At 51.5% G+C, this 25,316-nt stretch carries 17 protein-coding genes, 1 tRNA gene and 3 rRNA genes; 3 read left to right on the top strand and 18 right to left on the bottom strand.

All coding sequences use genetic code 11. The features are described 5' to 3' along the window. Nucleotides 1-22 precede the first annotated feature (22 nt). From cysE to MKZ24_RS07805, 5 genes are all read right to left on the bottom strand, one after another. On the bottom strand, nt 23-715 hold the full coding sequence (gene cysE / locus MKZ24_RS07825; RefSeq protein WP_340781923.1) for a serine O-acetyltransferase: 693 nt from the start codon (nt 713-715) through the stop codon (nt 23-25). A 519-nt stretch (nt 716-1,234) separates the two neighbouring features. Next, nucleotides 1,235-2,698 carry a glutamate--tRNA ligase gene (gltX, locus tag MKZ24_RS07820; RefSeq protein WP_042240012.1) on the bottom strand — a complete coding sequence of 488 codons (1,464 nt, stop codon included), beginning with the start codon at nt 2,696-2,698 and terminating at the stop codon, nt 1,235-1,237. A gap of 55 nt (nt 2,699-2,753) precedes the next feature. Beyond that, nucleotides 2,754-3,242, bottom strand: coding sequence for a 2-C-methyl-D-erythritol 2,4-cyclodiphosphate synthase (gene ispF / locus MKZ24_RS07815; RefSeq protein ID WP_042140144.1), 489 nt, complete (start codon nt 3,240-3,242; stop codon nt 2,754-2,756). Continuing rightward, nucleotides 3,239-3,937 carry a 2-C-methyl-D-erythritol 4-phosphate cytidylyltransferase gene (gene ispD / locus MKZ24_RS07810; protein WP_042240015.1) on the bottom strand — a complete coding sequence of 233 codons (699 nt, stop codon included), beginning with the start codon at nt 3,935-3,937 and terminating at the stop codon, nt 3,239-3,241. The genes ispF and ispD overlap by 4 nt, the downstream gene beginning before the upstream one ends. A gap of 94 nt (nt 3,938-4,031) precedes the next feature. Continuing rightward, entirely contained in the window at nt 4,032-5,120 is a 1,089-nt protein-coding gene (locus MKZ24_RS07805) for a PIN/TRAM domain-containing protein (protein ID WP_042240017.1), read from the bottom strand. A 212-nt stretch (nt 5,121-5,332) separates the two neighbouring features. Here MKZ24_RS07805 and MKZ24_RS07800 point away from each other — a divergent pair, with 212 nt between their 5' ends. Continuing rightward, nucleotides 5,333-5,728, top strand: coding sequence for a hypothetical protein (locus MKZ24_RS07800; protein WP_039298549.1), 396 nt, complete (start codon nt 5,333-5,335; stop codon nt 5,726-5,728). A gap of 123 nt (nt 5,729-5,851) precedes the next feature. On the opposite strand, the gene pssA is transcribed toward MKZ24_RS07800, so the two are convergent. The 12 genes from pssA to MKZ24_RS07740 form a co-directional block, all read right to left on the bottom strand. Then, nucleotides 5,852-6,592, bottom strand: coding sequence for a CDP-diacylglycerol--serine O-phosphatidyltransferase (pssA, locus tag MKZ24_RS07795; RefSeq protein WP_039298546.1), 741 nt, complete (start codon nt 6,590-6,592; stop codon nt 5,852-5,854). A gap of 65 nt (nt 6,593-6,657) precedes the next feature. Then, nucleotides 6,658-7,734, bottom strand: coding sequence for a DNA integrity scanning diadenylate cyclase DisA (gene disA / locus MKZ24_RS07790; protein ID WP_039298543.1), 1,077 nt, complete (start codon nt 7,732-7,734; stop codon nt 6,658-6,660). Between the two features lie 13 nt (nt 7,735-7,747). Next, nucleotides 7,748-9,115 (bottom strand): DNA repair protein RadA, encoded by a 1,368-nt coding sequence (radA, locus tag MKZ24_RS07785; protein ID WP_042240020.1) that lies wholly within the window; start codon nt 9,113-9,115, stop codon nt 7,748-7,750. A gap of 222 nt (nt 9,116-9,337) precedes the next feature. Then, nucleotides 9,338-11,815 (bottom strand): ATP-dependent protease ATP-binding subunit ClpC, encoded by a 2,478-nt coding sequence (clpC, locus tag MKZ24_RS07780; RefSeq protein ID WP_042240021.1) that lies wholly within the window; start codon nt 11,813-11,815, stop codon nt 9,338-9,340. A 36-nt stretch (nt 11,816-11,851) separates the two neighbouring features. Next, entirely contained in the window at nt 11,852-12,916 is a 1,065-nt protein-coding gene (locus tag MKZ24_RS07775; RefSeq protein WP_039298534.1) for a protein arginine kinase, read from the bottom strand. 29 nt (nt 12,917-12,945) lie between these two features. Beyond that, nucleotides 12,946-13,470, bottom strand: coding sequence for a UvrB/UvrC motif-containing protein (locus MKZ24_RS07770; RefSeq protein ID WP_039298531.1), 525 nt, complete (start codon nt 13,468-13,470; stop codon nt 12,946-12,948). Nucleotides 13,471-13,500: 30 nt separating this feature from the next. Beyond that, nucleotides 13,501-13,962 (bottom strand): CtsR family transcriptional regulator, encoded by a 462-nt coding sequence (locus tag MKZ24_RS07765; protein WP_039298529.1) that lies wholly within the window; start codon nt 13,960-13,962, stop codon nt 13,501-13,503. 364 nt (nt 13,963-14,326) lie between these two features. Then, on the bottom strand, nt 14,327-15,499 hold the full coding sequence (locus MKZ24_RS07760; protein WP_340781922.1) for a GNAT family N-acetyltransferase: 1,173 nt from the start codon (nt 15,497-15,499) through the stop codon (nt 14,327-14,329). A gap of 435 nt (nt 15,500-15,934) precedes the next feature. Next, nucleotides 15,935-16,051, bottom strand: a 5S ribosomal RNA gene (gene rrf / locus MKZ24_RS07755). A 127-nt stretch (nt 16,052-16,178) separates the two neighbouring features. Beyond that, a 23S ribosomal RNA gene (locus tag MKZ24_RS07750) occupies nt 16,179-19,107 on the bottom strand. 301 nt (nt 19,108-19,408) lie between these two features. After that, a tRNA-Ala gene (locus MKZ24_RS07745) sits at nt 19,409-19,484 on the bottom strand. Nucleotides 19,485-19,587: 103 nt separating this feature from the next. Beyond that, nucleotides 19,588-21,145: ribosomal RNA gene (locus tag MKZ24_RS07740) — 16S ribosomal RNA — on the bottom strand. The 16S, 23S and 5S rRNA genes sit together here with 1 tRNA gene alongside, the layout of an rRNA operon. A gap of 402 nt (nt 21,146-21,547) precedes the next feature. Here MKZ24_RS07740 and MKZ24_RS07735 point away from each other — a divergent pair. Continuing rightward, nucleotides 21,548-22,798, top strand: a complete 1,251-nt coding sequence (locus MKZ24_RS07735) for an MFS transporter (RefSeq protein WP_042240029.1) — start codon at nt 21,548-21,550, stop codon at nt 22,796-22,798. Between the two features lie 183 nt (nt 22,799-22,981). Then, nucleotides 22,982-24,256, top strand: coding sequence for a molybdopterin-dependent oxidoreductase (locus tag MKZ24_RS07730; protein ID WP_340781921.1), 1,275 nt, complete (start codon nt 22,982-22,984; stop codon nt 24,254-24,256). A gap of 103 nt (nt 24,257-24,359) precedes the next feature. On the opposite strand, the gene MKZ24_RS07725 is transcribed toward MKZ24_RS07730, so the two are convergent. Next, nucleotides 24,360-25,304 carry a hypothetical protein gene (locus MKZ24_RS07725; protein ID WP_340781920.1) on the bottom strand — a complete coding sequence of 315 codons (945 nt, stop codon included), beginning with the start codon at nt 25,302-25,304 and terminating at the stop codon, nt 24,360-24,362. Between the last annotated feature and the right edge of the window lie 12 nt (nt 25,305-25,316).

Below are 25,316 nucleotides of genomic sequence, written 5' to 3'. Positions count from 1 at the left end.
ATTCTCTTAAATCTCCATATGGTTATATTTCATAATCGCCGATATACTGCTGGCTCTCCAGCCGCCGCTGTTCCTTCTTCTGCTTGTCTTCGGTGCCCATCTGCTCGCGCAGCTCTTCGATTTCCTTTTGCAGAAAACGCAGGGAATCAATCAGCGGATCCGGCATCTGGGTATGATCCAGCCGATCGGACACGCGTTCCCCGTTGCGCTTAACCACGCGTCCTGGATTTCCTACAACGGTGCTGTTGCTGGGCACTTCACGCAGAACCACTGAATTGGAACCGATATTGCAATTATCGCCGATTCTAAACGATCCCAGTACTTTGGCACCGGAGCCAATGACAACATTGTTGCCGACGCTAGGATGACGTTTGCCCTTTTCTTTCCCTGTCCCTCCAAGTGTGACCCCCTGATAGATAATGACATCGTCACCAATCTCACAGGTTTCACCAATGACTATACCCATTCCATGGTCGATGAACAACCGGCTGCCGACAACCGCACCCGGATGAATTTCCACTCCGGTCATAAATCTGCTCATCTGCGATACGATGCGTGCCAGTGTAAACCAGCGGCGTTTATATAAAGAGTGGGCAATCCGGTGTGCCCATATAGCATGAAGCCCGGCGTAGGTGAAGACAACCTCGAACTTGCTGCGGGCAGCGGGATCGTTGTCGAATACTGCCCGAATGTCCGACTTGATATGCTTAAACATCAGGGTTCCCCTCTTCTTTGACTTCCCCACCTCCTGTTTACAGGTACGCAAAGGAAGATAGTGTCTTCAGCCCACTTGCTCTATTCATCTGTATGCTGTGAGCATTCAATCGGTATCCTTATAGTTCAACAAAAAACGCCCCTGCAGCATTATGCTGCAGAGACGTTTAACCGCGGTCCCACTCTGCTTGAACATTCGCACAATCAGACTGCCGTTAACTTCGCGGCAGTTGCATGCGGTGTTCCTCTTGGCGTCTGTAACGGCAACGTCCCCGGCACAGTCTACTGTCCCCTGACAGACAGGGACGCTCAACCGTGCAGCTCACAGGTGCATGTTCAGCGGCAGACAAATGAATAACTCCCAGCCTGCAAGGGAAATCTCCCTCAGCGGTTATTCTCTCTGGCAATTGCCCGTATACGCGTACTTTTCCTGATCACAGCTATTATTAGTTATTATATTCTTCTATCTTAGCGAAAAGCCGCAGGGCTGACAAGGGGTTCTACCCTCATATCCCCCGGTTTATGCGCCTTTGATCTGCGATTTCAGACGTTCGATGACCCGGTCCCGGCCAAGCAGCGCGATGGTCGCATTCAAATCACGGCCATGCATCTGACCAGTCAGAGCGACACGGATCGGCATAAACAGCGCTTTGCCTTTGTGTCCGGTTTCTTTCTGGACTTCTTTGATCAGCACAGCCATATTAGCAGCGCCGAAATCCTCAGCAGCTTCCACTTTAGCGAGAAAAGCGGAGAGCACTTCAGGAACCTGGGCTTCGGCAAGTACTTGTGCCGCTTCCGTCTCCAGTTCCAGATGGCTGCGGAAGAAGAGCTCGGAGAGTCCTACAATATCCGAAGCGGAGTTCATCTGTTCCTGATACAGTGCAACCAGGCTTTCTGCCCAGATCTGCTGCTCATCACTCAGAACCTCCGGCAGACGTCCCGCCTTCTGCAGATGGGGAATAGCAAGTGCCGCGATCCGCTTAGGATCGGCATGCTTGATATAGTGATTATTGAGATGTGCCAGCTTGTTCGTATCGAATACAGCCGGGCTCTTCGACAGACGGTCGGCAGTGAAGATAGAGATCAGCTGTTCCTTGCTGAAGATCTCCTCCTCCCCCTCCGGCGACCAGCCGAGTAATGTGATGAAGTTGAAGAGCGCTTCCGGCAGATAGCCAAGCTGGTCATACTGCTCGATAAACTGAATGATCGATTCATTCCGTTTGCTCAGCTTCTTGTGGTCATCGCCGACAATCAGTGTCATGTGGCCGAACAGCGGCGCTTCCCAGCCAAGGGCTTCATAAATCATGAGCTGACGAGGCGTGTTCGAGATATGGTCTTCCCCGCGCAGCACATGGGAGATGGCCATCAAATGATCATCTACAGCTACAGCGAAGTTATAGGTTGGAATACCATCCTTCTTCACAATGACGAAGTCGCCCATTTCTTTGGTGTTGAACGAAATGCTGCCTTTAACGATATCATTGAAGGTATAAGTTCGGTCCTCAGGAACCAGGAAACGGATGCTGGCAATGCGTCCTTCCGCCTCATAGGCAAGGCGCTGCTCCTCCGTCAGATTACGGTGTCTGCCGGAATAACGCGGGGTTTCGCCACGTGCAGTCTGTTCTTCACGCTCTGCTTCCAGCTCCTCTTCTGTACAATAGCAGCGGTAAGCAAGGCCGCGGTCCAGCAGATCCTGCCAGTAGACACGGTACAGATCCAGACGTTCTGTCTGGCGGTAAGGGCCATATTCTCCGCCTACATCTACGCTCTCATCCCAATCCATTCCCAGCCATTTCAAATATTTCAACTGGCTTTCTTCGCCTTCCGCGATATTACGCTTAAGGTCTGTATCTTCGATCCGGATAATGAATTGGCCGCCCAGATTGCGGGCGAACAGGTAGTTAAATAACGCCGTTCTGGCATTTCCGATATGTAAATGTCCCGTAGGGCTCGGTGCGTAACGCACCCGGACTTGATCCGTCATGGGTTTCCCTCCGCTTCATATTGGTTATTATTAGGCTGTTGTTACTTCAGCCATCTCAAGATGATATCACATCTTGGAGCAGACAGACAATAGATTGTGCGGCAATTCCTTCTCCGCGTCCGGCGAAGCCGAGCTGCTCGGTAGTTGTCGCTTTTACATTGACCTTTGAGAGGTCCGCATCCAGTGCACGGGCAATAACCTCGGTCATTTGCGGAATATAAGGCGCCATTTTGGGTTTCTGGGCAATGATGGTCGAATCTATATTTCCCAGCCGGTATCCCCGGTCACGGGCAAGCGCCCATACATGCTCCAGCAGCTTCAGGCTGTCTGCATCCTTGAAGGCAGGATCGGTATCTGGGAAATGTCTGCCGATATCCCCCAGTCCAAGCGCCCCAAGTATAGCATCGCTTACTGCATGCAGGAGCACATCCGCGTCAGAGTGTCCCAGTAACCCCTTCTCATAGGGAATAGTCACTCCCCCAATAATACACGGCCTTCCTTCCACCAGCTGATGCACGTCAAATCCTTGTCCTACAGCGATCATCTCTGTTCCTCTCCCCTGCTTCTTTCTGTGAATTCAGCGAAATCCAGGTCTTCCGGTGTCGTAATCTTAATATTCCTGTAGCTTCCTTCTACTACAGAAACGGTAATTCCGCTGCGTTCCGCCAGACTGGAGTCATCTGTACCGAGGAAGCCGTCACGCTCTGCCTCGTCATAGGCTGACAACAGTTCGGACAAACGAAAAGTCTGCGGGGTCTGAATCGCCCACAGACTTCGCCGGTCCGGCGTAGACAGCACGTTGCCTTCACCATCCACCTGCTTGATCGTATCCTTAACCGGAACTGCAAGCACAGAGGCTCCGGCAGATCTGGCCCGTTCATAACAAGCTTCAATCTCACTGCCCTGTACGAAAGGCCGGACCCCATCATGTACCATTACCCAGGTGGTCGTAAGTTCTCCCAGTCCCCGGCGTACCGAGTGCTGGCGTTCAGCCCCTCCCGGAATAACAACAGACACTTTGTCCAGCTTGTAGGCCTGCACCCATTGCCGGCAGCGCTGCACATCCTCTTCACCGGTGACAAGCACGATTTCAGAGATGAGTTCATGCTTCTGGAATACCTCCAGGGTATGCACGATAATAGGTTTGCCATGAAGCAGCAGATATTGTTTGCTCTCTGCCGTTCCCATTCGTGTCCCTCTGCCTGCCGCCACTATAACGGCGCCTACACTGTTTGACATTCTTTCGGCTCCTGTCTTTCACGTATATCCCCATCATAACGTGTTTGGACGGCATTTCCAAGCCTATAAGACCGCTCCAGGGGCTGATTAACCCTTATTGCGCTTTTTCCAGCAGCTTCGGTTTGGCAAAAATCATCCGGCCTGCGGAAGTCTGCAGCACACTGGTAACCAGAACCTCCATCGTAGTGCCGATATAATCACGGCCGCCTTCCACGACAATCATGGTGCCGTCGTCAAGATAAGCCACGCCTTGTCCATGTTCTTTGCCGTCTTTGATCACCTGCACAATAATTTCCTCACCAGGCAGAACCACCGGCTTCACCGCGTTGGCCAGATCGTTAATATTCAGCACCGATACGCCCTGGAGCTCGCAAACCTTGTTGAGGTTGAAGTCATTGGTAACAACCTTGCCATGCAGCACCTTAGCCAGCTTGACCAGCTTGCTGTCCACTTCGGAAATCTCCTCGAAATCGCCTTCGTAGATCAGCACTTTGACATCCAGTTCTTTCTGAATCTTGTTTAGGATATCCAGCCCTCTGCGTCCGCGGTTGCGCTTCAGCAGATCTGACGAATCCGCAATATGCTGAAGCTCCTCAAGAACAAACTCGGGAATAACGATGGTTCCTTCAATGAAACCCGTTTTGCAGATATCAGCAATCCGGCCATCGATAATAACGCTCGTATCAAGAATCTTATGCTCCTCAGGTCCCCGGCCCTCCGGTTCAGCAGAACGCCCCCAGCGTCCGGTAGTCCATAGCGAAGCCAGCTCTTCCTTCTTCTCCAGCCCGATCCGCAGGCCCATATAACCCAGAGCCAGGGTTGCTGCCACCTGCAGCAGCTCTCCGGCCTTGCCGAGCCAGGCCATGACCGGATACAGCAGCAGTGACAGCAGCAGACCTCCTGTAAGCCCTGCAGCGCCTGCAGCGAGTTCGCTCATCGGTATACGCGAACAATACTGAACCGCCTCCTGCAGTTTTGTACCCGCCCAATCCGCGCATAACGTCCCCGCAAACAAAAAAATAATGGCACCCAGCACCGCAAACAAAATGCTTCCTTCCACGGGCAAGCTATCACCCAGTTTTCCCATGCCTTCCGGGAACCCTCTTTCTGCTGCATGATATAGCGAATAACCGGACCAGGCTCCACATAACCCGGCAAGCGTCAAAATAATCTTTTTCCACATAACCAGCACCTCCTTCTATTCATCCAAAAATCATCTATACCTCACCAGTATGTTCCAATTTTTAGGACGATAATCCGGGGAACCGTTATTTTTTCTGAATCCATTAATTTTCTGGTTTGCAAAGCCCAGCCGTAAACTTCTATTCCTTATTGAAAACAGGGGAGGCCCTGGCATATAATGAACTCAATTACGAACCCAGGGGTGAATGGAAAATGAGCGCACCAAGTTTACAGGCTTTCCAGGATCAAGTTTCCGAACTGCTGCTCCGTCACCGCAGTCTTCTGGATGTAATGTCCAAGAACGGACAGAGCAGTGCATCCGTCAACCGAGCTGTCGTCAAATCCATTACTGAATGCGGCTGCATTCAGCTTCACGCAACCAAGCAGGTCTTCGAACCGGCTTTGGGACTTGAACAAGCCAAAGAGCTTGCCGGAACCCACCTAGAAGGTGAACTGTGTGAGAACTGCCGGGAGGTCATTGCCTCAGAACTGGGCCGGGAGCTGTTCTATATGTCTGCACTTTGCAATTTGCTCGATATTAATATGGACGAGGTTGTGTCTAAGGAATCGCAAAAATGCGCTACACTCGGATTATTTAACTTGTCCTAGCAGGGCTGCCCGCGCTCTCCTTCATCCGTTACCAATGCAGAAAAGGCTGTGCCTTCCCCTGAGTCAGGAAGGGCACAGCCTTTTCTGTATAGATAAAAAAAAGTAATACGTACGTAGTTAGAATTATCCGTTCTTGGAGTGATACACCTTATCCTCCGCATGTCTCTTCCTGCGGCGGCGTTGACGGCGGGCTGTCAAGAGGCCCAGGCTCTGTCTGAACCCGTATAGGGCATATAACGCAAGCAAAGCAAAGATCAGCTTGGCAATCTGTTCAGGGAAAACAACAGCTACCGCTACGGCGATCACAATTACTACAGGGGCACCTATAACTGCCTTTTTGGGAAAGCCGATCTTCTTGAAGTTAGGGTACTTCACTGTGCTGACCATCAGGTAAGACAACAGCAGGGTAGCGACAATCATAAACGGTGCAGATACATCTTTATGAAAAAGTGCCAGCGTGGCCAGAACGCCACCTGCAGCAGGAATCGGCAATCCTACAAAATATCCCGGAATTCCCGGGCGGACATTAAACCGGGCCAGACGCAAAGCTCCAAACACCGGGAAAATCGCTGTAATGGTCCATCCTAGTGCAGAGTTTAAATCCTGCAGGCTTGTGAGATACATAATGAGCGCTGGTGCCACGCCGAAAGATACTACATCGGATAAGGAATCCAGTTCCTTGCCGAACTCGCTCTCACACTTCAGCGCGCGCGCAACACGGCCATCGAGCCCGTCGAGCAGCATAGCGATAATCACCATGATAGCGGCCATGCTCAGCTTACCGTCAAACGCCATCATGATACCAAACATTCCAAGCATCAGATTACCGATGGTAAAAAGACTCGGAATTGATTTTTGTATCATTTCTTCACCTCAATTTTCCTACTTTGAACTTCATGGGTTCCCAATATTACGTGATTGTATGTTATTTACATTTGCCTGTCAATAAGAACTTGTTTCTGGAGCCGCTTCAGTCCGTCCTGAATATTGCGTGCCCGCACCTCGCCAATGCCGTCCACTTCATCAAGTTCAGCAATGCTCGCTGTCATCAGATTAGGCAACATTTCAAAGCGTTCCACCAGATTGTGGATGATCACATTCGGCAGCCGCGGAATTTTGTTGAGCAGACGGTAACCGCGCGGAGTTACGGCTTCCTCGGATGCAATAGCCGTGGAGGAATAGCCCAGCAAGCGGGCAATATGGTTGTCATCCATCAGTTCATCGTCACTGCTTCTCTTCAGCCCGGCGATAATTTCGCGGATTTTGTCCTCCTGCTCCTCTCTTGCATAGTCTCTGTACAGAAGCCAGGCTTCTTCCTCTGTATTTCCGACCAGTTCTTCCATCTGCATGCTGATCAGCCGGCCTTCATTGCCGAGTTCGTTAATATAACGCTTAATTTCCATTTTGATCCGCAATACCATTTCTACCCGCTGGATCACGCCGACTACCTCAGCCACCGTCACAAGCCCCTCATATTCGGCAGCAGAAAGGTTAGTCAACCCCTGTGTCAGCACGGCTTTGTACTTCTCTAGGGTCTGAATCGCCTGATTGGCTTTGGCCAGAATCGCTCCGATCTCCTTCAGCGCATAGCGGATAGAGCCCTGATACAGGGTGATTATATTCCGCCGCTGGGAAATGGAAACAACCAGTTTGCCGGTCTGTTTAGCCACCCGTTCAGCGGTCCGGTGACGGATGCCGGTCTCGATGGATGAAATGGAGGAATCGGGGATCAGCTGGGTGTTGGCATACAGAATCCGCTTCAGATCCTCACTCAGGATGATCGCTCCGTCCATTTTGGCCAGCTCGTATAAATAATTGGGTGAAAAATCGCAGTTAATGGAGAATCCGCCATCGACAACTTCCATCACTTCCGGACTGTATCCGACAACAATAAGTGCCCCTGTCTTCGCGCGCAGCACATTCTCCAGCCCCTCCCGGAAAGGTGTTCCGGGTGCGGCCATTCTAAGCAGATCATTCATATTATCTAATGGATTGTATTCTTTCATGTCCCTGTGCCCCCTAATCTAACGCGACCGCTAGTGCATCTGCTACGGTGCTGACGCCTATAATCTGGATATCCTGCGGATGCTTCCAGCCTTTCATGCTTTTCTCAGGCATAATTACCCGCCGGAAGCCGAGCTTAGCGGCCTCCTTCACCCGCATCTCTGCGCGTGACACCCCTCTCACCTCGCCGGTAAGTCCTACCTCCCCAAAAAACACATCATACGGCTTGGTCGGAATATCCCGGAAGCTGGAAGCAATACTGACGGCGACTGCCAGATCCACCGCCGGCTCATCCAGCTTAACACCTCCGGCAACATTGAGGTAAGCATCCTGATTCTGCAGGAACATGCCCATCCGTTTCTCCAGGACAGCAATGATCAGCGCCATTCTCTGATGATCCATACCTGTGCACATTCTGCGGGGCGAAGGGAAATGGGTTGCTGCAACCAGCGCCTGTAATTCGACAAGCACCGGTCTTGTGCCTTCCATGCTGGCTACAACCGCGGAACCAGCCACTCCGAGCGGCCGTTCAGAAAGGAACAGCTCGGAAGGGTTCTCCACCTCGGTAAGGCCAACCTCACCCATCTCGAAAATACCGATTTCATTGGTTGAGCCAAAGCGGTTCTTCACCGCCCGTAGCAACCGGTACGTATGATGACGTTCTCCTTCGAAATAGAGCACACAGTCCACCATATGCTCCAGCATCCGTGGACCGGCAATTGCGCCTTCTTTCGTTACATGTCCTACAAGTACCGTTGCAATTCCACGGATCTTGGCAATCCGCATAAATCTTGTCGTACATTCCCGCACCTGTGTTACACTGCCTGGCGCACTGGTCACTTCAGGCATAAATACGGTCTGGATCGAGTCGATGACCAGAAACTGCGGCTTAATCTGCTCGATTGCTTCTTCAATGCTCTCCATGTTCGTCTCACAGAGAACGTACAGTTCCGCCGACAACGCCCCGAGGCGGTCAGCCCGAAGCTTAGTCTGGCGCACCGATTCTTCCCCGGAGATATACAGAACGCGGAGCCCCTGTATTGTAAGGGCGTGCGATGTCTGCAGCAGCAGTGTGGACTTCCCGATTCCGGGGTCACCACCGACCAGTACTAGCGAGCCGGGAACGATACCGCCGCCAAGCACACGGTTAAGCTCTCCGATGCCTGTAAGGATACGCGGCTCTTTGTCACTTTCTATATTTATGATCGATTGCGCCTTTTCTTTACTCTGAAAAATAGGTGCATTCATGCCTTGGGTTTTGACTACGCTTTCCGTTTCTTCCACCATGGAGTTCCATTCCTGGCAGCCCGGGCATTTCCCGAACCATTTCGGTGATTCGTAACCACATTCGGTGCAGAAAAATTTTGTTTTTGGTTTGGCCATGTGCGCTCCTTACGGTCCGAACTTGCTAAAATTGCGGATAATTTTCTCTTAATCAAAGTTTACCATTTCTGCACACTGAACGAAAGGTCACTTAAGATCTACTTTTCGTTTGCGTCCTCCTTAACCTGCCTGATTCGGGGCAGAATTAATCACTCCGGACATATAAAAGCTCCCGCCCCTCTATACGGAGGAGCGGGAGCTTTGTTTCATATTGCTGGAAAATTATTCAGTTTCGACTTCCTTCTCTTCCTTCTCCAGGGAGAGCTCGGCCGGCACTTCCACTTTGGTTACCACAAGCTCACCGTTCACCTCATCAATGTTGAGGGAATCACCTTTCTTGATGTTGCCCTTAAGCAGCTCTTCGGAAAGGCGGTCTTCGATGTGCTTCTGAATCGCCCGGCGGAGCGGGCGGGCACCGAAGGCCGGGTCATAGCCCTCTTTGGCCAGGAACGCCTTGGCGCCGTCGGTAAGCAGGAAGTCTACATCATACTCACGCAGACGCTTGCGCAGCTCCTCGGACATCAGGGTAACGATCTCGGCGATATGCTTCTCATCCAGAGAGTGGAAGACAATGATCTCGTCGATCCGGTTCAGGAACTCAGGGCGGAAGCTCTTCTTCAGCTCTTCCATTACCTTGCCCTTCATATTGCCGTAATCGGCACCGGCATCCTGCACCGCCGTGAAGCCCAGAGTCGAATTCTTACGGATCGCTTGTGCGCCTACGTTAGAGGTGAGGATAATTAAGGTATTGCGGAAATCGACTACACGGCCTTTGGAGTCGGTCAGACGGCCGTCTTCCAGTACCTGCAGCAGAATATTGAATACTTCAGGGTGAGCCTTCTCAATCTCATCCAGCAGGACAACGGAATACGGTTTGCGGCGTACCTTCTCAGTCAGCTGTCCGCCTTCTTCATATCCTACATAGCCTGGAGGAGCCCCGACCAGACGGGATGTAGAGTGCTTCTCCATGTACTCCGACATATCGATACGGATTACCGCATTCTCGTCACCGAACATTGCTTCGGCAAGTGCCCGTGCCAGCTCTGTTTTACCGACCCCGGTTGGACCGAGGAAGATGAAGGAGCCCATTGGACGTTTCGGATCCTTCAGACCCGCACGCGCCCGGCGGAGTGCCCGGCTGACAGCCTTAACGGCTTCATCCTGCCCGATTACACGTTCATGCAGCAAAGACTCCATGTTCAGCAAACGGTCTGTCTCTTCTTCTTTCAGCTTGCTGACCGGAATGCCGGTCCAGCTGGCAACCACCTGTGCGATATCCTCAGGTGTAACCTGGGAGTCCGTACGGCCCTGTTTCTCTTTCCATTGGTTCTTCGTTGTGTCCAGCTCTTCACGGATCTTCTGCTCGGTATCGCGCAGCGCTGCAGCCTTCTCGAATTCCTGGCTTTGTACAGCGGAATCCTTCTCCTTGCGGATATCATCCAGACGCATTTCGAGTTCCTTCAGATTCGGCGGGATCGTGTAAGAGTTAAGTCTTACCTTGGAGCCTGCTTCATCAATCAGGTCAATCGCTTTGTCCGGCAGGAACCGGTCAGGGATATAGCGGTCGGACAGCTTCACAGCTTCCACAATAGCTTCATCCGTAATCTTCACCCGGTGATGGGCTTCATAACGGTCCCGAAGACCGAATAAGATCTGTACAGCTTCTGCAGGAGAAGGCTGATCCACCGTAATCGGCTGGAAACGGCGTTCAAGTGCAGCGTCTTTCTCAATGTATTTGCGGTATTCGTCAAGCGTTGTGGCACCGATGCACTGCAATTCACCACGGGCCAGAGCGGGCTTCAGGATGTTGGAGGCATCAATTGCACCTTCCGCACCACCGGCTCCGATCAGGGTATGCAGCTCATCGATGAAGAGCACGATATTGCCTGCCTGGCGAATCTCATCCATGATTTTTTTGAGGCGGTCTTCGAACTCACCGCGGTATTTCGTACCGGCAACAACAGAACCCATATCCAGGGTCATTACGCGTTTGTCGCGCAGGGTTTCGGGAATTTCATTGTTGATGATCTTTTGGGCCAGGCCTTCAGCAATTGCTGTCTTACCAACCCCTGGCTCACCGATCAGTACCGGATTATTCTTGGTACGGCGGCTGAGCACCTGAATGACACGTTCAATTTCCTTGCTGCGGCCGATAACCGGGTCGAGGTTGCCGTCCTTGGCATAGGCAGTCAAGTCACGGGCCAGACCATCCAGCGTTGGTGTGCTGACATTTACCGGAGCACCGCTATGACTTGAAGTGGCTTCACTGCTGCCCAGAAGCTGCAGCACCTGCTGACGGGCCTTATTCAGACTGATCCCGAGATTGTTCAGCACACGGGCAGCTACGCCCTCTCCTTCACGGATGAGTCCGAGCAGGATATGCTCAGTGCCCACGTACGTATGTCCCAGCTTGCGGGCTTCGTCCATAGACAGCTCGATAACTTTTTTGGCACGAGGAGTATAAGCGATGTTGGTCGGTTGTTCCTGACCTCTGCCAATCAGCGTTTCCACTTCATCCTGAATCTTCTCCAGACCCAGACCGAGTCCGATCAGTGCCTTGGCGGCAATGCCGTCACCTTCACGAATCAATCCGAGCAAAATATGTTCTGTCCCAATGTTGTTGTGTCCCAAACGAACGGCTTCTTCCTGCGCCAGCGCCAGCACCTTTTGTGCTCGTTCCGTAAATCTTCCAAACATCATATCTCCTGCACCTCCACGGATAATATATATCTATAATTAATGTTGTGATCCCAGTGTCTCCCGGAGCAGCTTCGCCCGGTACATATCGCGTTCGGTAGACGAAAGCTCGTCGCCGAACAGCTTTTGCAGAAAGCCCGGCTGCGTCTTGACATTCAGCTCATTAAGCACTGAAATCGATGGCCCTTCCAGTATCCCCAAATCTACACCAAGCCTCAGATCGGAGAGCCGCTGTGCAGACTCTTTAAGCTCCATCACAGCCGCGTAGGCTAGAATCCCGTATGAACGTTTGATGCGGTCGGTAATCCGCAGGGCGGAATCCACAAGCAGGCGTTCCCGCGCGTTCCGCTCATGCTCTATAATCTGGGTGACTACGCTGTGGAGATTCTCAATAATCTCATTCTCGGTCTGACCAAGGGTAATCTGGTTGGAGATCTGAAAGATATTCCCTACTGCTTCGCTGCCTTCACCATAAATTCCTCTAACGGTAAGACCAACCTGATTAACTGCGGATAGAATCCGGTTAATCTGATGGGTCATGACCAGCGCCGGCAGATGAACCATTACTGAAGCCCTAAGCCCTGTCCCCACATTGGTGGGACAACTGGTCAGGTACCCTCTGCGGTCATCAAAGGCGTAATTCACAGCAGCCTCAAAGATATCGTCGATGGCTGTTGCCCTTACCCAAGCCTCTCTGACCTGCAGGCCCGGAAACAGGCATTGAATGCGGAGATGATCCTCCTCGTTGATCATAATGCTGACTGACTCGTCCTCATTAAGAATGACTGCTCCACCTTTGGAATCATCAGCCAGATTAGGACTGATCAGATGCTTCTCCACCAGTACTTTTTTATCCAGCTCATCGAGCTCATCCAGCCTCAGCAGCTGAAAGTTGCCGAAATCCGCAGAGGCTTCTCCCTGAAATACAGGAGCAAGCTGCTCCAGCACCTCTTCCGACTGCTGCGCAGACGCTAGTAGCGGGAAAGGAAGGTGCTCCAGATTACGGGCAATACGCATGCGGCTGCTGATAACAATCTCGGAATGACTCCCGCCGCAGCGCATCCAGTCACTGAGTGCTTGTTCGGTAAACCGGAGACTTGACATGTGGAATCCCCTCCTATATATCAAAGACTTTACTCTTGTGGCATTTCTTTTTCAAGTTTGCGGATTCTGTCCCTCAGCTCAGCTGCAGTTTCAAACTCCTCCTGCATAATGCTCTGCTGTAATTCCTGCTTCAGCTCGTCAATTTGGCGTTTACACATGATCTGTGCACCGGCGCGTTTGGGAAGCTTGCCCACATGGGCCGTACTTCCGTGTACCCGTCTGAAGAGCGGGTCTAGCGTGCTGTCAAAATATTTGTAGCAGGAGCTGCAGCCGAAACGTCCCAGCTTGCTGAACTGTGAATAGGTCATACCGCAGTTCTCACACTGCAGCCCCTGCACAGTCTGTGCGGCCTCTGACTTGCCCTTGCCTGCGCTCTCCAGATCAAGCAGTCCGGAAAGCAAGCTGTGTATGGAGAATCCTCCGGCAGTACCGGGGATAAGCTCCCCCTTTTCCCGCGCACAGCTTTCACAAATATGAAATTCTGTCTTCTCTCCGTTCACGATCTTCGTGAAGTGGAGTGTAGCCGGTTTGACCCCGCATTCCTGGCATAGCATAAGCGGTGTCCCTCCCTCACATTTTGACAATTATTTACCTAACAAAGAGATTAGCATGGCCTTCATTAGCTTGGCACGAATCTCATCCCGGTACGGCAGATTAACCGTCAGGCATTCCCGGGAAACAGCGGACCGCATAAGACACGCTTCACGCTTGGAGAGAAAACGGGCCTCCTCCAGCTGATAAATCAGTCCTTCGGCGGAATTCTGGTCAATATCATTCCCTATTGTGGAGTTCAGGTGTGCATACAGTGCCACATTCTGAGGCAGCTCGAAGCGCTGAATCCGGATATACCCTCCACCGCCGCGTTTGCTCTCCACTACATATCCCTTTTCCAAAGTAAAGCGTGTACTGATGACGTAATTGATCTGTGACGGCACACAGGAGAACTGGTCCGCCAGATCATTGCGCTGAATTTCCACCGTACCTTCGGGACTTTCATGCAAAATATTCTTCAGATATTGTTCAATAATATCGGAGATATTACGCATCACTCATCCTCCAGTGTGTAAGCCTTGGTTAAGCTTGTGCTGTGCCAACGTCCGCCGTCCATACATAGCTCTAAAGAATTTAACCCGGGGACTGAAGTGCGAATCGGCTGCAATAGCCTTCGTACGTAGCCCGACCACCAACTGTTACAATCCTAAGAACACTGCTGCCAGGCTCGCGTTGACTTTGACTTTCTTTGACTTTTTTCATATTATAACATATTCTCACTGAATTCCAAGTGGTTGCTCTTATTTTTTACTTTTTAACCGTATTGTATTCCGAATAGCTTCACGGATCCCATTGCAAGGAGTTATGTATATAAGGCTCCCCCTGCTTCTACGGTAAGCGGAAGAGCCTTCAGGTTTGTCAGAAAAAATCAAATAAAGCCGTTTGCGCCTGCGGGATCAGCCCCTCCAGCCAATCTACAGCTTCATGTGTACCGGATAACTGTCCATATCGGGCCATTTCAGCTGGACGTCTATATCCCATCAACAGCGCGGTAAGTGTACCAATATTGCATATAAGATCAGCGTTTGATCTATCCCCCTGGATCTGAGTAAATGATACCTCCCCATGTTCAGCTGCTGTCCAACGCCACAGGCCGTTATTCCAGGGGGCATGCTCATCTTCAATATAAAGCAGCCGTTCCTGAACGCCGCTTAGCACGTTTAAAGTCATGTTCTCCACAAAAGCCTTAGCATTAACAATACGTGCCATGAAATATGGATAATTCTCCTGCGTAATCCGCGGATCGGGAAGGAGATACGGCAGGATATCATCAGAAGGCACCAGCTTCAATGAAGCTCCGGTGATCATCGAGTCATGGTTAGCCAGAAAAGTCCACAGCCCTTGGCGGGCCTTCTCATTCAGATAGACAAATTCATCAATGACCAGTTCTTTGTTCACTATTTTATATAGCACATACCCTTCCGGTTCACCCTGCTGCGAATAAAATACACACTGATGTGTATCTTCATCGAGTACTTTTTCCTTCCACCATTCCTCCGTACGCTGCAGTGTCCCGTTGTACCGGGCTGCAAATGAGACATACAGCTGTTGCAATACTTTAATATCAGCCACCCCGCGCTTCACAGAGCCTCGTATTTCAGCCTTCCGCGGAAATTTATCCACAGGTATGTTGTATTTCTTATATTCACAATAGACTTCCCAGCCGAATTTCCGGTAAAAGGGGATTAAAAACGGGTGCAGAAAAGACAGCGTTTGACCCGCCTCGTTCATTGTTTGCAGCGCATGGGTCAGCAGCTTGGCCACATATCCCTGCCTGCGGTCCTCCGGCCACGTGGCTACACCGGCTATTCCGCCCATAGATACGGGCTTGCCCTGTATGTATGCCTGCAGGGGAAGAAGTACCAGCTTGGCACATAAACTCGGTCCTTCGAATACTCCCCATATTTGTTCGGGCTTGAACTTCTCTCTGGCGCGTTCCCTGTCTTCTCCGGACACCTTGTACTGAAAAGCATATTCAGACAAGCCTAAGCCTTCTTCAAAATCATCTGCATGCAATTGCCTTATTTCCATGCTGCTCACCCCGTTAATGAATTTATAGAGATAGAGTCCAATAGTTGCTCAGATTGAGTATATCAAGCAAATTGCCCAGAAGCTAATGAGGTACAAAAATAGCCCGTGAACAAAAGTTATCCACAGGCTTGGTACAGTAAAACAAAAAACCGGAAAGAGTTTCTTCCCCGCAAAAATTAGTTATCCACGATTCATATTTATCTATCCACAAAATTCACTTTTTATCCACAAAAACAGTGGATTACTTAGGTTTTTTCTTGACTCATTCGCCTGAATATGCGTTTCAGTCCACATTATCAGGGAAAAGACTTCTTCCTGAAATTGTATCCACATGTGCGTAAGTTTTCAGCAGTTGCTGAAATTTATCCACAGCTTTTCCACAACCCTGCACAAACCAAAAAAGCCATTGTCGATTGCTCAACAATGGCTTCATGTGCTTGGCGGCGTCCTACTCTCCCAGGACCCTTCGGTCCAAGTACCATCGGCGCTGGAGGGCTTAACGGTCGTGTTCGGGATGGGTACGCGTGGAACCCCTCCGCTATCGCCACCAAACATGCGTCTGTGAAACAGACGCTGCCGCTTGAAATTCGGTTCATCACGGATGTGTGAATGAATTTCATGGCGTACAGGCTTGATCGCCTGAAAACTGAATCCGAAACGAATCTGCGCTCTAAGAAATTTGGATAAGCCCTCGACCGATTAGTATTGGTCAGCTCCATGCATTGCTGCACTTCCACCTCCAACCTATCTACCTCGTCGTCTTCAAGGGGTCTTACTAGTTGGGAAATCTCATCTTGAGGGGGGCTTCACGCTTAGATGCTTTCAGCGCTTATCCCGTCCGTACGTAGCTACTCAGCCATGCTCCTGGCGGAACAACTGATGCACCAGCGGTACGTCCATCCCGGTCCTCTCGTACTAAGGACAGCTCCTCTCAAATTTCCTGCGCCCACGACAGATAGGGACCGAACTGTCTCACGACGTTCTGAACCCAGCTCGCGTACCGCTTTAATGGGCGAACAGCCCAACCCTTGGGACCTACTTCAGCCCCAGGATGCGATGAGCCGACATCGAGGTGCCAAACCTCCCCGTCGATGTGGACTCTTGGGGGAGATAAGCCTGTTATCCCCAGGGTAGCTTTTATCCGTTGAGCGATGGCCCTTCCATGCGGTACCACCGGATCACTAAGTCCGACTTTCGTCCCTGCTCGACTTGTAGGTCTCGCAGTCAAGCTCCCTTATGCCTTTGCACTCTGCGAATGATTTCCAACCATTCTGAGGGAACCTTTGAACGCCTCCGTTACTCTTTAGGAGGCGACCGCCCCAGTCAAACTGCCCGCCTGACACGGTCCCCGTACCCGCTTAGGGTACTAGGTTAGAACCTAGATACGATCAGGGTGGTATCCCAACGGCGCCTCCGCAGAAGCTTGCGCTCCTGCCTCAACGGCTCCCACCTATCCTGTACAGATCGTACCCAAATTCAATATCAAGCTGCAGTAAAGCTCCATGGGGTCTTTCCGTCTTGTCGCGGGTAACCTGCATCTTCACAGGTATTAAAATTTCACCGGATCTCTCGTTGAGACAGCGCCCAAGTCGTTACGCCATTCGTGCGGGTCAGAATTTACCTGACAAGGAATTTCGCTACCTTAGGACCGTTATAGTTACGGCCGCCGTTTACTGGGGCTTCGGTTCACAGCTTCGGGTTGCCCCTAACCACTCCCCTTAACCTTCCAGCACCGGGCAGGCGTCAGCCCGTATACTTCGCCTTGCGGCTTCGCACAGACCTGTGTTTTTGCTAAACAGTCGCTTGGGCCTTTTCACTGCGGCCCCCTCGGGCTATTCACCCTACCGAGGCACCTCTTCTCCCGAAGTTACGAGGTCATTTTGCCGAGTTCCTTAACGAGAGTTCTTCCGCGCGCCTTAGAATTCTCTTCTCGCCTACCTGTGTCGGTTTGCGGTACGGGCACCTTCTCCTGGCTAGAGGCTTTTCTTGGCAGTGTGAGATCATGACCTTCGCTACTACAATTTTCGCTCCCCATCACAGCCCAGCCTTATTGATGTGCGGATTTGCCTACACATCAGCCTCACTGCTTAGACGGACACATCCATCAGTCCGCGTCACTACCCTCCTGCGTCACCCCATCGCTCATAGCGGATTACGGTGGTACAGTAATTTCAAACTGTTGTCCTTCGACTACGCCTTTCGGCCTCGCCTTAGGTCCCGACTTACCCTGAGCGGACGAGCCTTCCTCAGGAAACCTTGGGCTTTCGGCGGATCAGATTCTCACTGATCTTTTCGTTACTCATACCGGCATTCTCACTTGTATGCTGTCCAGCGCTCCTTACGGTACACCTTCAACCTACATACAACGCTCCCCTACCCCAGATACAAAGTATCTAGCCATAGCTTCGGTGGTGTGTTTAGCCCCGTTACATTTTCGGCGCAGAGTCACTCGACCAGTGAGCTATTACGCACTCTTTCAATGGTGGCTGCTTCTAAGCCAACATCCTGGTTGTCTGTGCAACTCCACATCCTTTCCCACTTAACACACACTTGGGGACCTTAGCTGATGGTCTGGGCTGTTTCCCTTTTGACAATGGATCTTAGCACTCACTGTCTGACTCCCGGCAAGAAGTTAATGGCATTCGGAGTTTGACTGAGCTTGGTAACCCTTGCGGGCCCCGCACCCAATCAGTGCTCTACCTCCACCACTCCATTCACCGAGGCTAGCCCTAAAGCTATTTCGGGGAGAACCAGCTATCTCCGAGTTCGATTGGAATTTCTCCGCTACCCCCACCTCATCCCCGCATTTTTCAACATGCGTGGGTTCGGGCCTCCAGTGCGTGTTACCGCACCTTCACCCTGGACAGGGGTAGATCACACGGTTTCGGGTCTACGTCCACATACTCATTCGCCCTATTCAGACTCGCTTTCGCTGCGGCTCCGTCTTCTCGACTTAACCTTGCATGTTAAACGTAACTCGCCGGTTCATTCTACAAAAGGCACGCCATCACCCAGTAATAGGGCTCTGACTTTTTGTAAGCACACGGTTTCAGGTTCTATTTCACTCCCCTTCCGGGGTGCTTTTCACCTTTCCCTCACGGTACTGTTTCACTATCGGTCGCCAGGTAGTATTTAGCCTTAGCAGATGGTCCTGCTGGATTCATACGGGGTTTCACGTGCCCCGCACTACTCGGGATCCGTCTCGGAGAGAACACAGTTTAGGCTACAGGGCTTTTACCTCTATCGCGGGCCTTTCCAGACCTCTTCGCCTACCATATTCCTTTGTAACTCCATGTGAGACGTCCCACAACCCCAAGGGGCAAGCCCCTTGGTTTAGGCTGTTCCGCGTTCGCTCGCCGCTACTGACGGAATCACTATTGTTTTCTCTTCCTCAGGGTACTTAGATGTTTCAGTTCCCCTGGTCTGCCTCTGCGTATCCTATGTATTCAGATACGAGTAACTGCGAATTACCACAGCTGGGTTTCCCCATTCGGACACCCCCGGATCAAAGCTTGCTTACAGCTCCCCGAGGCAGTTTCGTTGTTCGCCACGTCCTTCGTCGGCTCCTGGCGCCTAGGCATCCTCCGTGTGCTCTTATTAGCTTAACCGTCACTCCGGTGTTTCGCTTGCTTGCTCATCTTGTTTTGAATGCTGCTCATGGATTACTCCATTCACCAACACATTCAAAGCCAAAGGTCGCTGCACAATCGAAAACCTTCGTTCTGCACTAATAACTATTTCAACTTGCTTACACAAGTTTCAGCTAAAAGATGTTCTAAAACGCAAATTCGTTTCGGTATCCAGTTTTCAAGGATCAAGGTGCTGAAATTTCGGGACAATCACGACTGTGATGTTCAAAAATTCAGACGATATTAAAGTTTCTAGACATAACAAATTGATGAAGTTTGTTGGTGGAGCCAAGCGGGATCGAACCGCTGACCTCCTGCTTGCAAGGCAGGCGCTCTCCCAGCTGAGCTATGGCCCCGCAAATTCCATCAAAACCGAACAAATGGATACGCGTTAAGTATCTTTTGGAAGCTTTAGCTTCCGATTTGAATGTTTCCGTTGCAGGAAACGATTCTCCATAGAAAGGAGGTGATCCAGCCGCACCTTCCGATACGGCTACCTTGTTACGACTTCACCCCAATCATCTACCCCACCTTCGGCGGCTGGCTCCCTTGCGGGTTACCCCACCGACTTCGGGTGTTGTAAACTCTCGTGGTGTGACGGGCGGTGTGTACAAGACCCGGGAACGTATTCACCGCGGCATGCTGATCCGCGATTACTAGCAATTCCGACTTCATGCAGGCGAGTTGCAGCCTGCAATCCGAACTGAGACCGGCTTTGCTGGGATTGGCTCCACCTCGCGGTTTCGCTTCCCGTTGTACCGGCCATTGTAGTACGTGTGTAGCCCAGGTCATAAGGGGCATGATGATTTGACGTCATCCCCACCTTCCTCCGGTTTGTCACCGGCAGTCACTCTAGAGTGCCCAGCCTTACCTGCTGGCAACTAAAGTCAAGGGTTGCGCTCGTTGCGGGACTTAACCCAACATCTCACGACACGAGCTGACGACAACCATGCACCACCTGTCTCCGATGCTCCGAAGAGGGGCACTATCTCTAATGCTTTCATCGGGATGTCAAGACCTGGTAAGGTTCTTCGCGTTGCTTCGAATTAAACCACATACTCCACTGCTTGTGCGGGTCCCCGTCAATTCCTTTGAGTTTCAGTCTTGCGACCGTACTCCCCAGGCGGAGTGCTTACTGTGTTAACTTCGGCACCAAGGGTATCGAAACCCCTAACACCTAGCACTCATCGTTTACGGCGTGGACTACCAGGGTATCTAATCCTGTTTGCTCCCCACGCTTTCGCGCCTCAGCGTCAGTTACAGCCCAGAAAGTCGCCTTCGCCACTGGTGTTCCTCCACATATCTACGCATTTCACCGCTACACGTGGAATTCCACTTTCCTCTTCTGTACTCAAGTCACCCAGTTTCCAGTGCGACCCCAGGTTGAGCCCAAGGTTTAAACACCAGACTTAAATGACCGCCTGCGCGCGCTTTACGCCCAATAATTCCGGACAACGCTTGCCCCCTACGTATTACCGCGGCTGCTGGCACGTAGTTAGCCGGGGCTTTCTTCTCAGGTACCGTCACTCCGGTAGCAGTTACTCTACCGGACGTTCTTCCCTGGCAACAGAGCTTTACGATCCGAAAACCTTCATCACTCACGCGGCATTGCTCCGTCAGGCTTTCGCCCATTGCGGAAGATTCCCTACTGCTGCCTCCCGTAGGAGTCTGGGCCGTGTCTCAGTCCCAGTGTGGCCGTTCACCCTCTCAGGTCGGCTACGCATCGTCGCCTTGGTGAGCCGTTACCCCACCAACTAGCTAATGCGCCGCAGGCCCATCCCCAAGTGGCAGATTGCTCCGCCTTTCATTCTCTCTTCAGGAGAGGAAAGAAATTATCCGGTATTAGCTACCGTTTCCGGTAGTTATCCCAGTCTTGAGGGCAGGTTGCCTACGTGTTACTCACCCGTCCGCCGCTAAATTCATTTGAAAGCAAGCTTTCAAATGAACTCCGCTCGACTTGCATGTATTAGGCATGCCGCCAGCGTTCGTCCTGAGCCAGGATCAAACTCTCCAAATTGGTTTTAGAAAGAGCGATTGCTCATTTTGAAACTGACGATTCATTAAATGAATCTTGTAAAAATTAACGCGTTCCATTTGTTCAGTTTTCAAAGAACTTGCTCCCGGCATTTCAACACTATGTATCTTGCACAGGAATTATATCATATCATGTTTGCGTTTTTCTTGTCAACTTATTTTTTCTTCGCCGCTTGTTTCAGCGCCGATGTCTCATAAGCACAAGACATAATATATCATGCGAATCAGATGTTTGCAAGCCTTTTTTATAAATAAAATCAAGAACGCATAAATACCCTCTATACCGCACAAATTGATTCCCATAATACATCGCTTATGGCTACAATAGGATTTATCTTCATCTTATAGATGCTCCTGCTAATTCCCGTCTCTGAAAGGAGTCCTTATGTCCAACAAGTCTATACCCGCTGCTCCTGCCACCGCTATTGAGGAATCCCGCAATTTGCAGCAGGCAACCATTTACCGGATTTTACTCGCAGTCAGTTTTGTTCATCTGTTCAATGATTCCATCCAGGCGCTTATTCCGGCGATGTTTCCTGTACTGAAGGATAACATGCTGCTCTCTTATGCCCAGATTGGCTGGATTGCGTTCGCGCTTAACCTCACCTCCTCGGTGATTCAGCCCATTATCGGCTTTGCCGCTGACCGCAAACCCCGCCCAATTCTGCTTCCTCTGGGGATGTGCTGCACTTTTGCCGGCGTCTTCTTACTCGCTTTTGCCGGGAACTACGTACTTGTCATCATATCCGTGATGCTCGTAGGCTTTGGTTCAGCCGCCTTTCATCCGGAAGGCATGCGTGTAGCCCATATGGCCGCCGGTCAACGGAAGGGGCTGTCGCAATCTATTTTTCAGGTGGGCGGCAACGCCGGTCAGTCCTTGGGTCCGCTTCTGATGAAATGGGTATTCATCCCCTTCGGGCAGATGGGGGCCCTCGGGTTCACCGTAATCGCCGCTGCCGGGATCGCCATCCAGACTTATGTGGCCCGCTGGTACCGGGAGATGCTTGATTCCGGGTATACTTTTCGCAAAAAATCAGTGTCCCGCTCCATTGACCCCGCCCGCAGCAAACGTATTCTGATTACAACGGTCATTCTGGTCTTCATTGTGTTCGTGCGATCCTGGTACGGTGCCTCCATCGGCGGCTATTATGCCTTCTACTTAATGGACAAATACGGAATGACACTTGATGATGCTCAGATCTATATTTTCATGTATCTCGCGGCTGGTGCAGTCGGGACGTTCTTCGGGGGGCCGCTCGCGGACCGTTTCGGCCGCCGCAATCTCATCCTGGTCTCGATGATCGGGACGGTGCCGTTTGCGCTGGCTCTGCCTTTTGTGAGCCAGTTCTGGGCGGCAGTGCTGCTGATCATCTCCGGGTTCATCCTACTATCCAGTTTCTCCGTAACTGTGATCTACGCGCAGATGCTGTATCCCGGCAATATCGGTACGGTCTCAGGTCTGATTACCGGACTTGCCTTCGGTCTTGGCGGTATAGGATCTGTTGTAATCGGACATTTCATTGATACGATCGGAATCGGGACGGTGTTCGTAGCCTGCGGATTCCTTCCTCTGCTTGGCCTGCTGGCCCTCCTCCTGCCAGGGGACAGGAAGCTTGAGGAATGGGCGGCAGAGTAAACAACTGGACCCGCTATCTCTGTATGAGAACAGTCCATCCTTCCCTGAGCGGGAAAGATGGGCTATTTTTGTAAAAAACGCGGTCAATCGCAGAGAATTATTCAGGGGACTTTTTTTGCGGTACAATTAGTTTAAACTTTAATTAATCATCGTCAGGCTGAAGACTCCTAAGGAGGTAGGCAATTGAAGAATATACTTACGAAAATCCGCAAAGGGTACGGTAAAAAGCTAGTATCCATTCACATGTGGAATGCCTGGCTGGTCTTGTTCCTCGCGCTCAGCGGCCTGATGCTGGTGGGCGGCTTCTGGAGGGAGATACTGGGGGAAGGCAGAGTGTGGCTGAAATGGGGCCATATTGTGTTTGGAGTGGCGCTGCTGATCCCTGTAGTCTACTATTTACTGCTGGCTGCGAAGCATTGGAAGCGATTGAAGGGCAAAACGGGACAAAAGGCTAATGTCATCTTCGTCCTTACTCTTTTGACCGGCTGGCTGGTCTCCGGAGTTGTCCTGTGGCAATTCAGGCTTGCCGGGCCCAGAGCGGCTAATAGTGCGCTGTTCATTCATGATCTGCTGACTTGGATAGGACTCCCGGTGATCATCTACCATTCCGTTACCCGGGTTAAATGGCTGAAGGAGCCTAAGAAGCGCTCTATCGTAGCGGAGACGTTACCTGTAGAGAGTAATACTGAACCTACTGTACGGCCACGACCCGCAGCTTCGTCAGAAGCTCAGCCTATGTACACACGCCGCGGTTTCATCAAAGTGGCTGTAGGAGCAGGTCTCGCCGTAACGCTAGGCCCAACCTTTGTACGCTGGATCGGCAAATCCCTGCAGCTTCCGGGTACAGCCGATTATGCGGCCTCTAATGCCAATGCCCTGATTCCCGATCCGGTTCCGCTGGCGGAATCAGCCCCTCCCATCGGCGGGGGTGCCGAAGGCAGCTTTCGTGTATACACCGTCACTGACATTCCCGCCTTCGATAACTCCAACTGGTCCTTTACTATCGATGGTCTGGTGGACAAAAAGTTCACCTGGAACTGGGAAGAATTCGTCAAGCTGCAGCGCGAGGTGCAGGTCAGTGATTTTCACTGTGTAACCGGCTGGTCCGTCTATAAAAACACATGGGAGGGTCTTCCACTCTATAAGCTGCTGGATATGGCCGGTGTGCAGGATGAAGCTGTCACGGTCAAGCTCTACTCGGGAGACGGGGTCTACACGGACTCACTAACGCTGGCTCAAGCGCGGATGGAGGATATCATGGTGGCTGTAATGCATGACGGCAAACCTATCCCTAATCAGCTCGGGGGACCTGTACGCTTGGTTACTCCGCAAATGTATGCCTACAAGTCAGTTAAATGGCTCAACCGCATCGAATTGATCGCAGGTGATCATGTCGGCTATTGGGAACAGCGCGGGTATGACATTGATGCCTGGCTGCCTAATGCCAAACGGGTATAACTGCTGCTGGCGCCTCCATATCATGCGGGTTTGAACCGCAGCTGTGGTCATCAAGATAACAAGCCTCCATTCCCATCAGGGTACGGAGGCTTGTTTTCATGTACTATAAGTTTTTGAATGAAGCATCATATAGACGGAACATGGTTTTGTAGCCTGACTCATCAATCTTGATACCTACATCCAGACGGCCCGATATTTCCAGCGGACCGGAAGTATGACGGAGCTTGCTGCCTTCAGGGACAAAGACGATCATAATCTTGTTCCAGTAGGTCTCATCACCATTATCAAACGGGCACTCTGCACCCGGTTCTGGAATAAGGAGAAACCAGTTCTTTTCAAAAGAAAGGACTTCGCCCATAAAGCCCTTGATCGTAACGTGGCTGCCGCTTAGATCCCAGAACTTCTCTGAGGGCCGGGTCTGATCGTCACCGTCAAAGAAACCGTTCCAGTCAATATCAGTCTTCCCTGCAGGGGCTGCTGCCGCTGTATTCGGCGTATTGGCAGGCTGTGCCGGGCTGGACGCCGGGACATCGCCGGCTTTAGCTGCTGCTGGCTCAGCACTAGGATTCCCCGCGTCCTTTACCTTTGCCGGTTGCCCGGGTGACGGCTGCGGCTTTGTGCTCTCCACAGGAGAAGGAGATGCAGAGCTTGTGACAGCATCATCAGCAGTCTTCTTGGGAGACTCCTGAGCCACAGCAGATTCAATTGCCGAAGTTGCAGAAGGCATAGCTGAAGGTTGGGACGTGACACCCGCTTGAGCCTCTGCTATCTCAGATCCGGAGTCTGCATTTGTTGATTGCACTACCGGAGCATCCTTCACAGCAGGGGAGGGTGAGGCCGGAGCCCGGGCAATTTGAGAAGCTGGTTGCGGGACATCCGCCGCTTGTGCTTCCGTTGCTGGCTCGTCCGTTCTATCTGATGCCTCTACTGCCGCAGCAAAGGATTGTCCGCTGCCCTCCGCTGCGTTGTTCTGTCCGCAGGCCGGAAACAGCAGCAGACTTATGACGGATGCCAATATCAGGATCATCCTTCCCTGTACTCGTATCAAGTGTGTATCCCT

It is taken from the genome of Paenibacillus sp. FSL R7-0297 (assembly GCF_038009025.1).
Taxonomy (GTDB): Bacteria; Bacillota; Bacilli; order Paenibacillales; family Paenibacillaceae; genus Paenibacillus_AQ.
This window is presented reverse-complemented; position numbering and strand designations above follow the sequence as displayed.

Bases quoted from the DNA above. Each gene is read 5' to 3' on its own strand.
- MKZ24_RS07775 (WP_039298534.1), bottom strand. From the start codon at position 12,916: ATGTCAAGTCTCCGGTTTACCGAACAAGCACTCAGTGACTGGATGCGC.
- pssA (WP_039298546.1), bottom strand. From the start codon at position 6,592: ATGATACAAAAATCAATTCCGAGTCTTTTTACCATCGGTAATCTGATG.
- MKZ24_RS07770 (WP_039298531.1), bottom strand. From the start codon at position 13,470: ATGCTATGCCAGGAATGCGGGGTCAAACCGGCTACACTCCACTTCACG.
- ispF (WP_042140144.1), bottom strand. From the start codon at position 3,242: ATGATCGCTGTAGGACAAGGATTTGACGTGCATCAGCTGGTGGAAGGA.
- radA (WP_042240020.1), bottom strand. From the start codon at position 9,115: ATGGCCAAACCAAAAACAAAATTTTTCTGCACCGAATGTGGTTACGAA.
- disA (WP_039298543.1), bottom strand. From the start codon at position 7,734: ATGAAAGAATACAATCCATTAGATAATATGAATGATCTGCTTAGAATG.
- ispD (WP_042240015.1), bottom strand. From the start codon at position 3,937: ATGTCAAACAGTGTAGGCGCCGTTATAGTGGCGGCAGGCAGAGGGACA.
- MKZ24_RS07760 (WP_340781922.1), bottom strand. From the start codon at position 15,499: ATGGAAATAAGGCAATTGCATGCAGATGATTTTGAAGAAGGCTTAGGC.
- MKZ24_RS07765 (WP_039298529.1), bottom strand. From the start codon at position 13,962: ATGCGTAATATCTCCGATATTATTGAACAATATCTGAAGAATATTTTG.
- clpC (WP_042240021.1), bottom strand. From the start codon at position 11,815: ATGATGTTTGGAAGATTTACGGAACGAGCACAAAAGGTGCTGGCGCTG.
- MKZ24_RS07800 (WP_039298549.1), top strand. From the start codon at position 5,333: ATGAGCGCACCAAGTTTACAGGCTTTCCAGGATCAAGTTTCCGAACTG.
- MKZ24_RS07805 (WP_042240017.1), bottom strand. From the start codon at position 5,120: ATGTGGAAAAAGATTATTTTGACGCTTGCCGGGTTATGTGGAGCCTGG.
- gltX (WP_042240012.1), bottom strand. From the start codon at position 2,698: ATGACGGATCAAGTCCGGGTGCGTTACGCACCGAGCCCTACGGGACAT.
- MKZ24_RS07735 (WP_042240029.1), top strand. From the start codon at position 21,548: ATGTCCAACAAGTCTATACCCGCTGCTCCTGCCACCGCTATTGAGGAA.
- cysE (WP_340781923.1), bottom strand. From the start codon at position 715: ATGTTTAAGCATATCAAGTCGGACATTCGGGCAGTATTCGACAACGAT.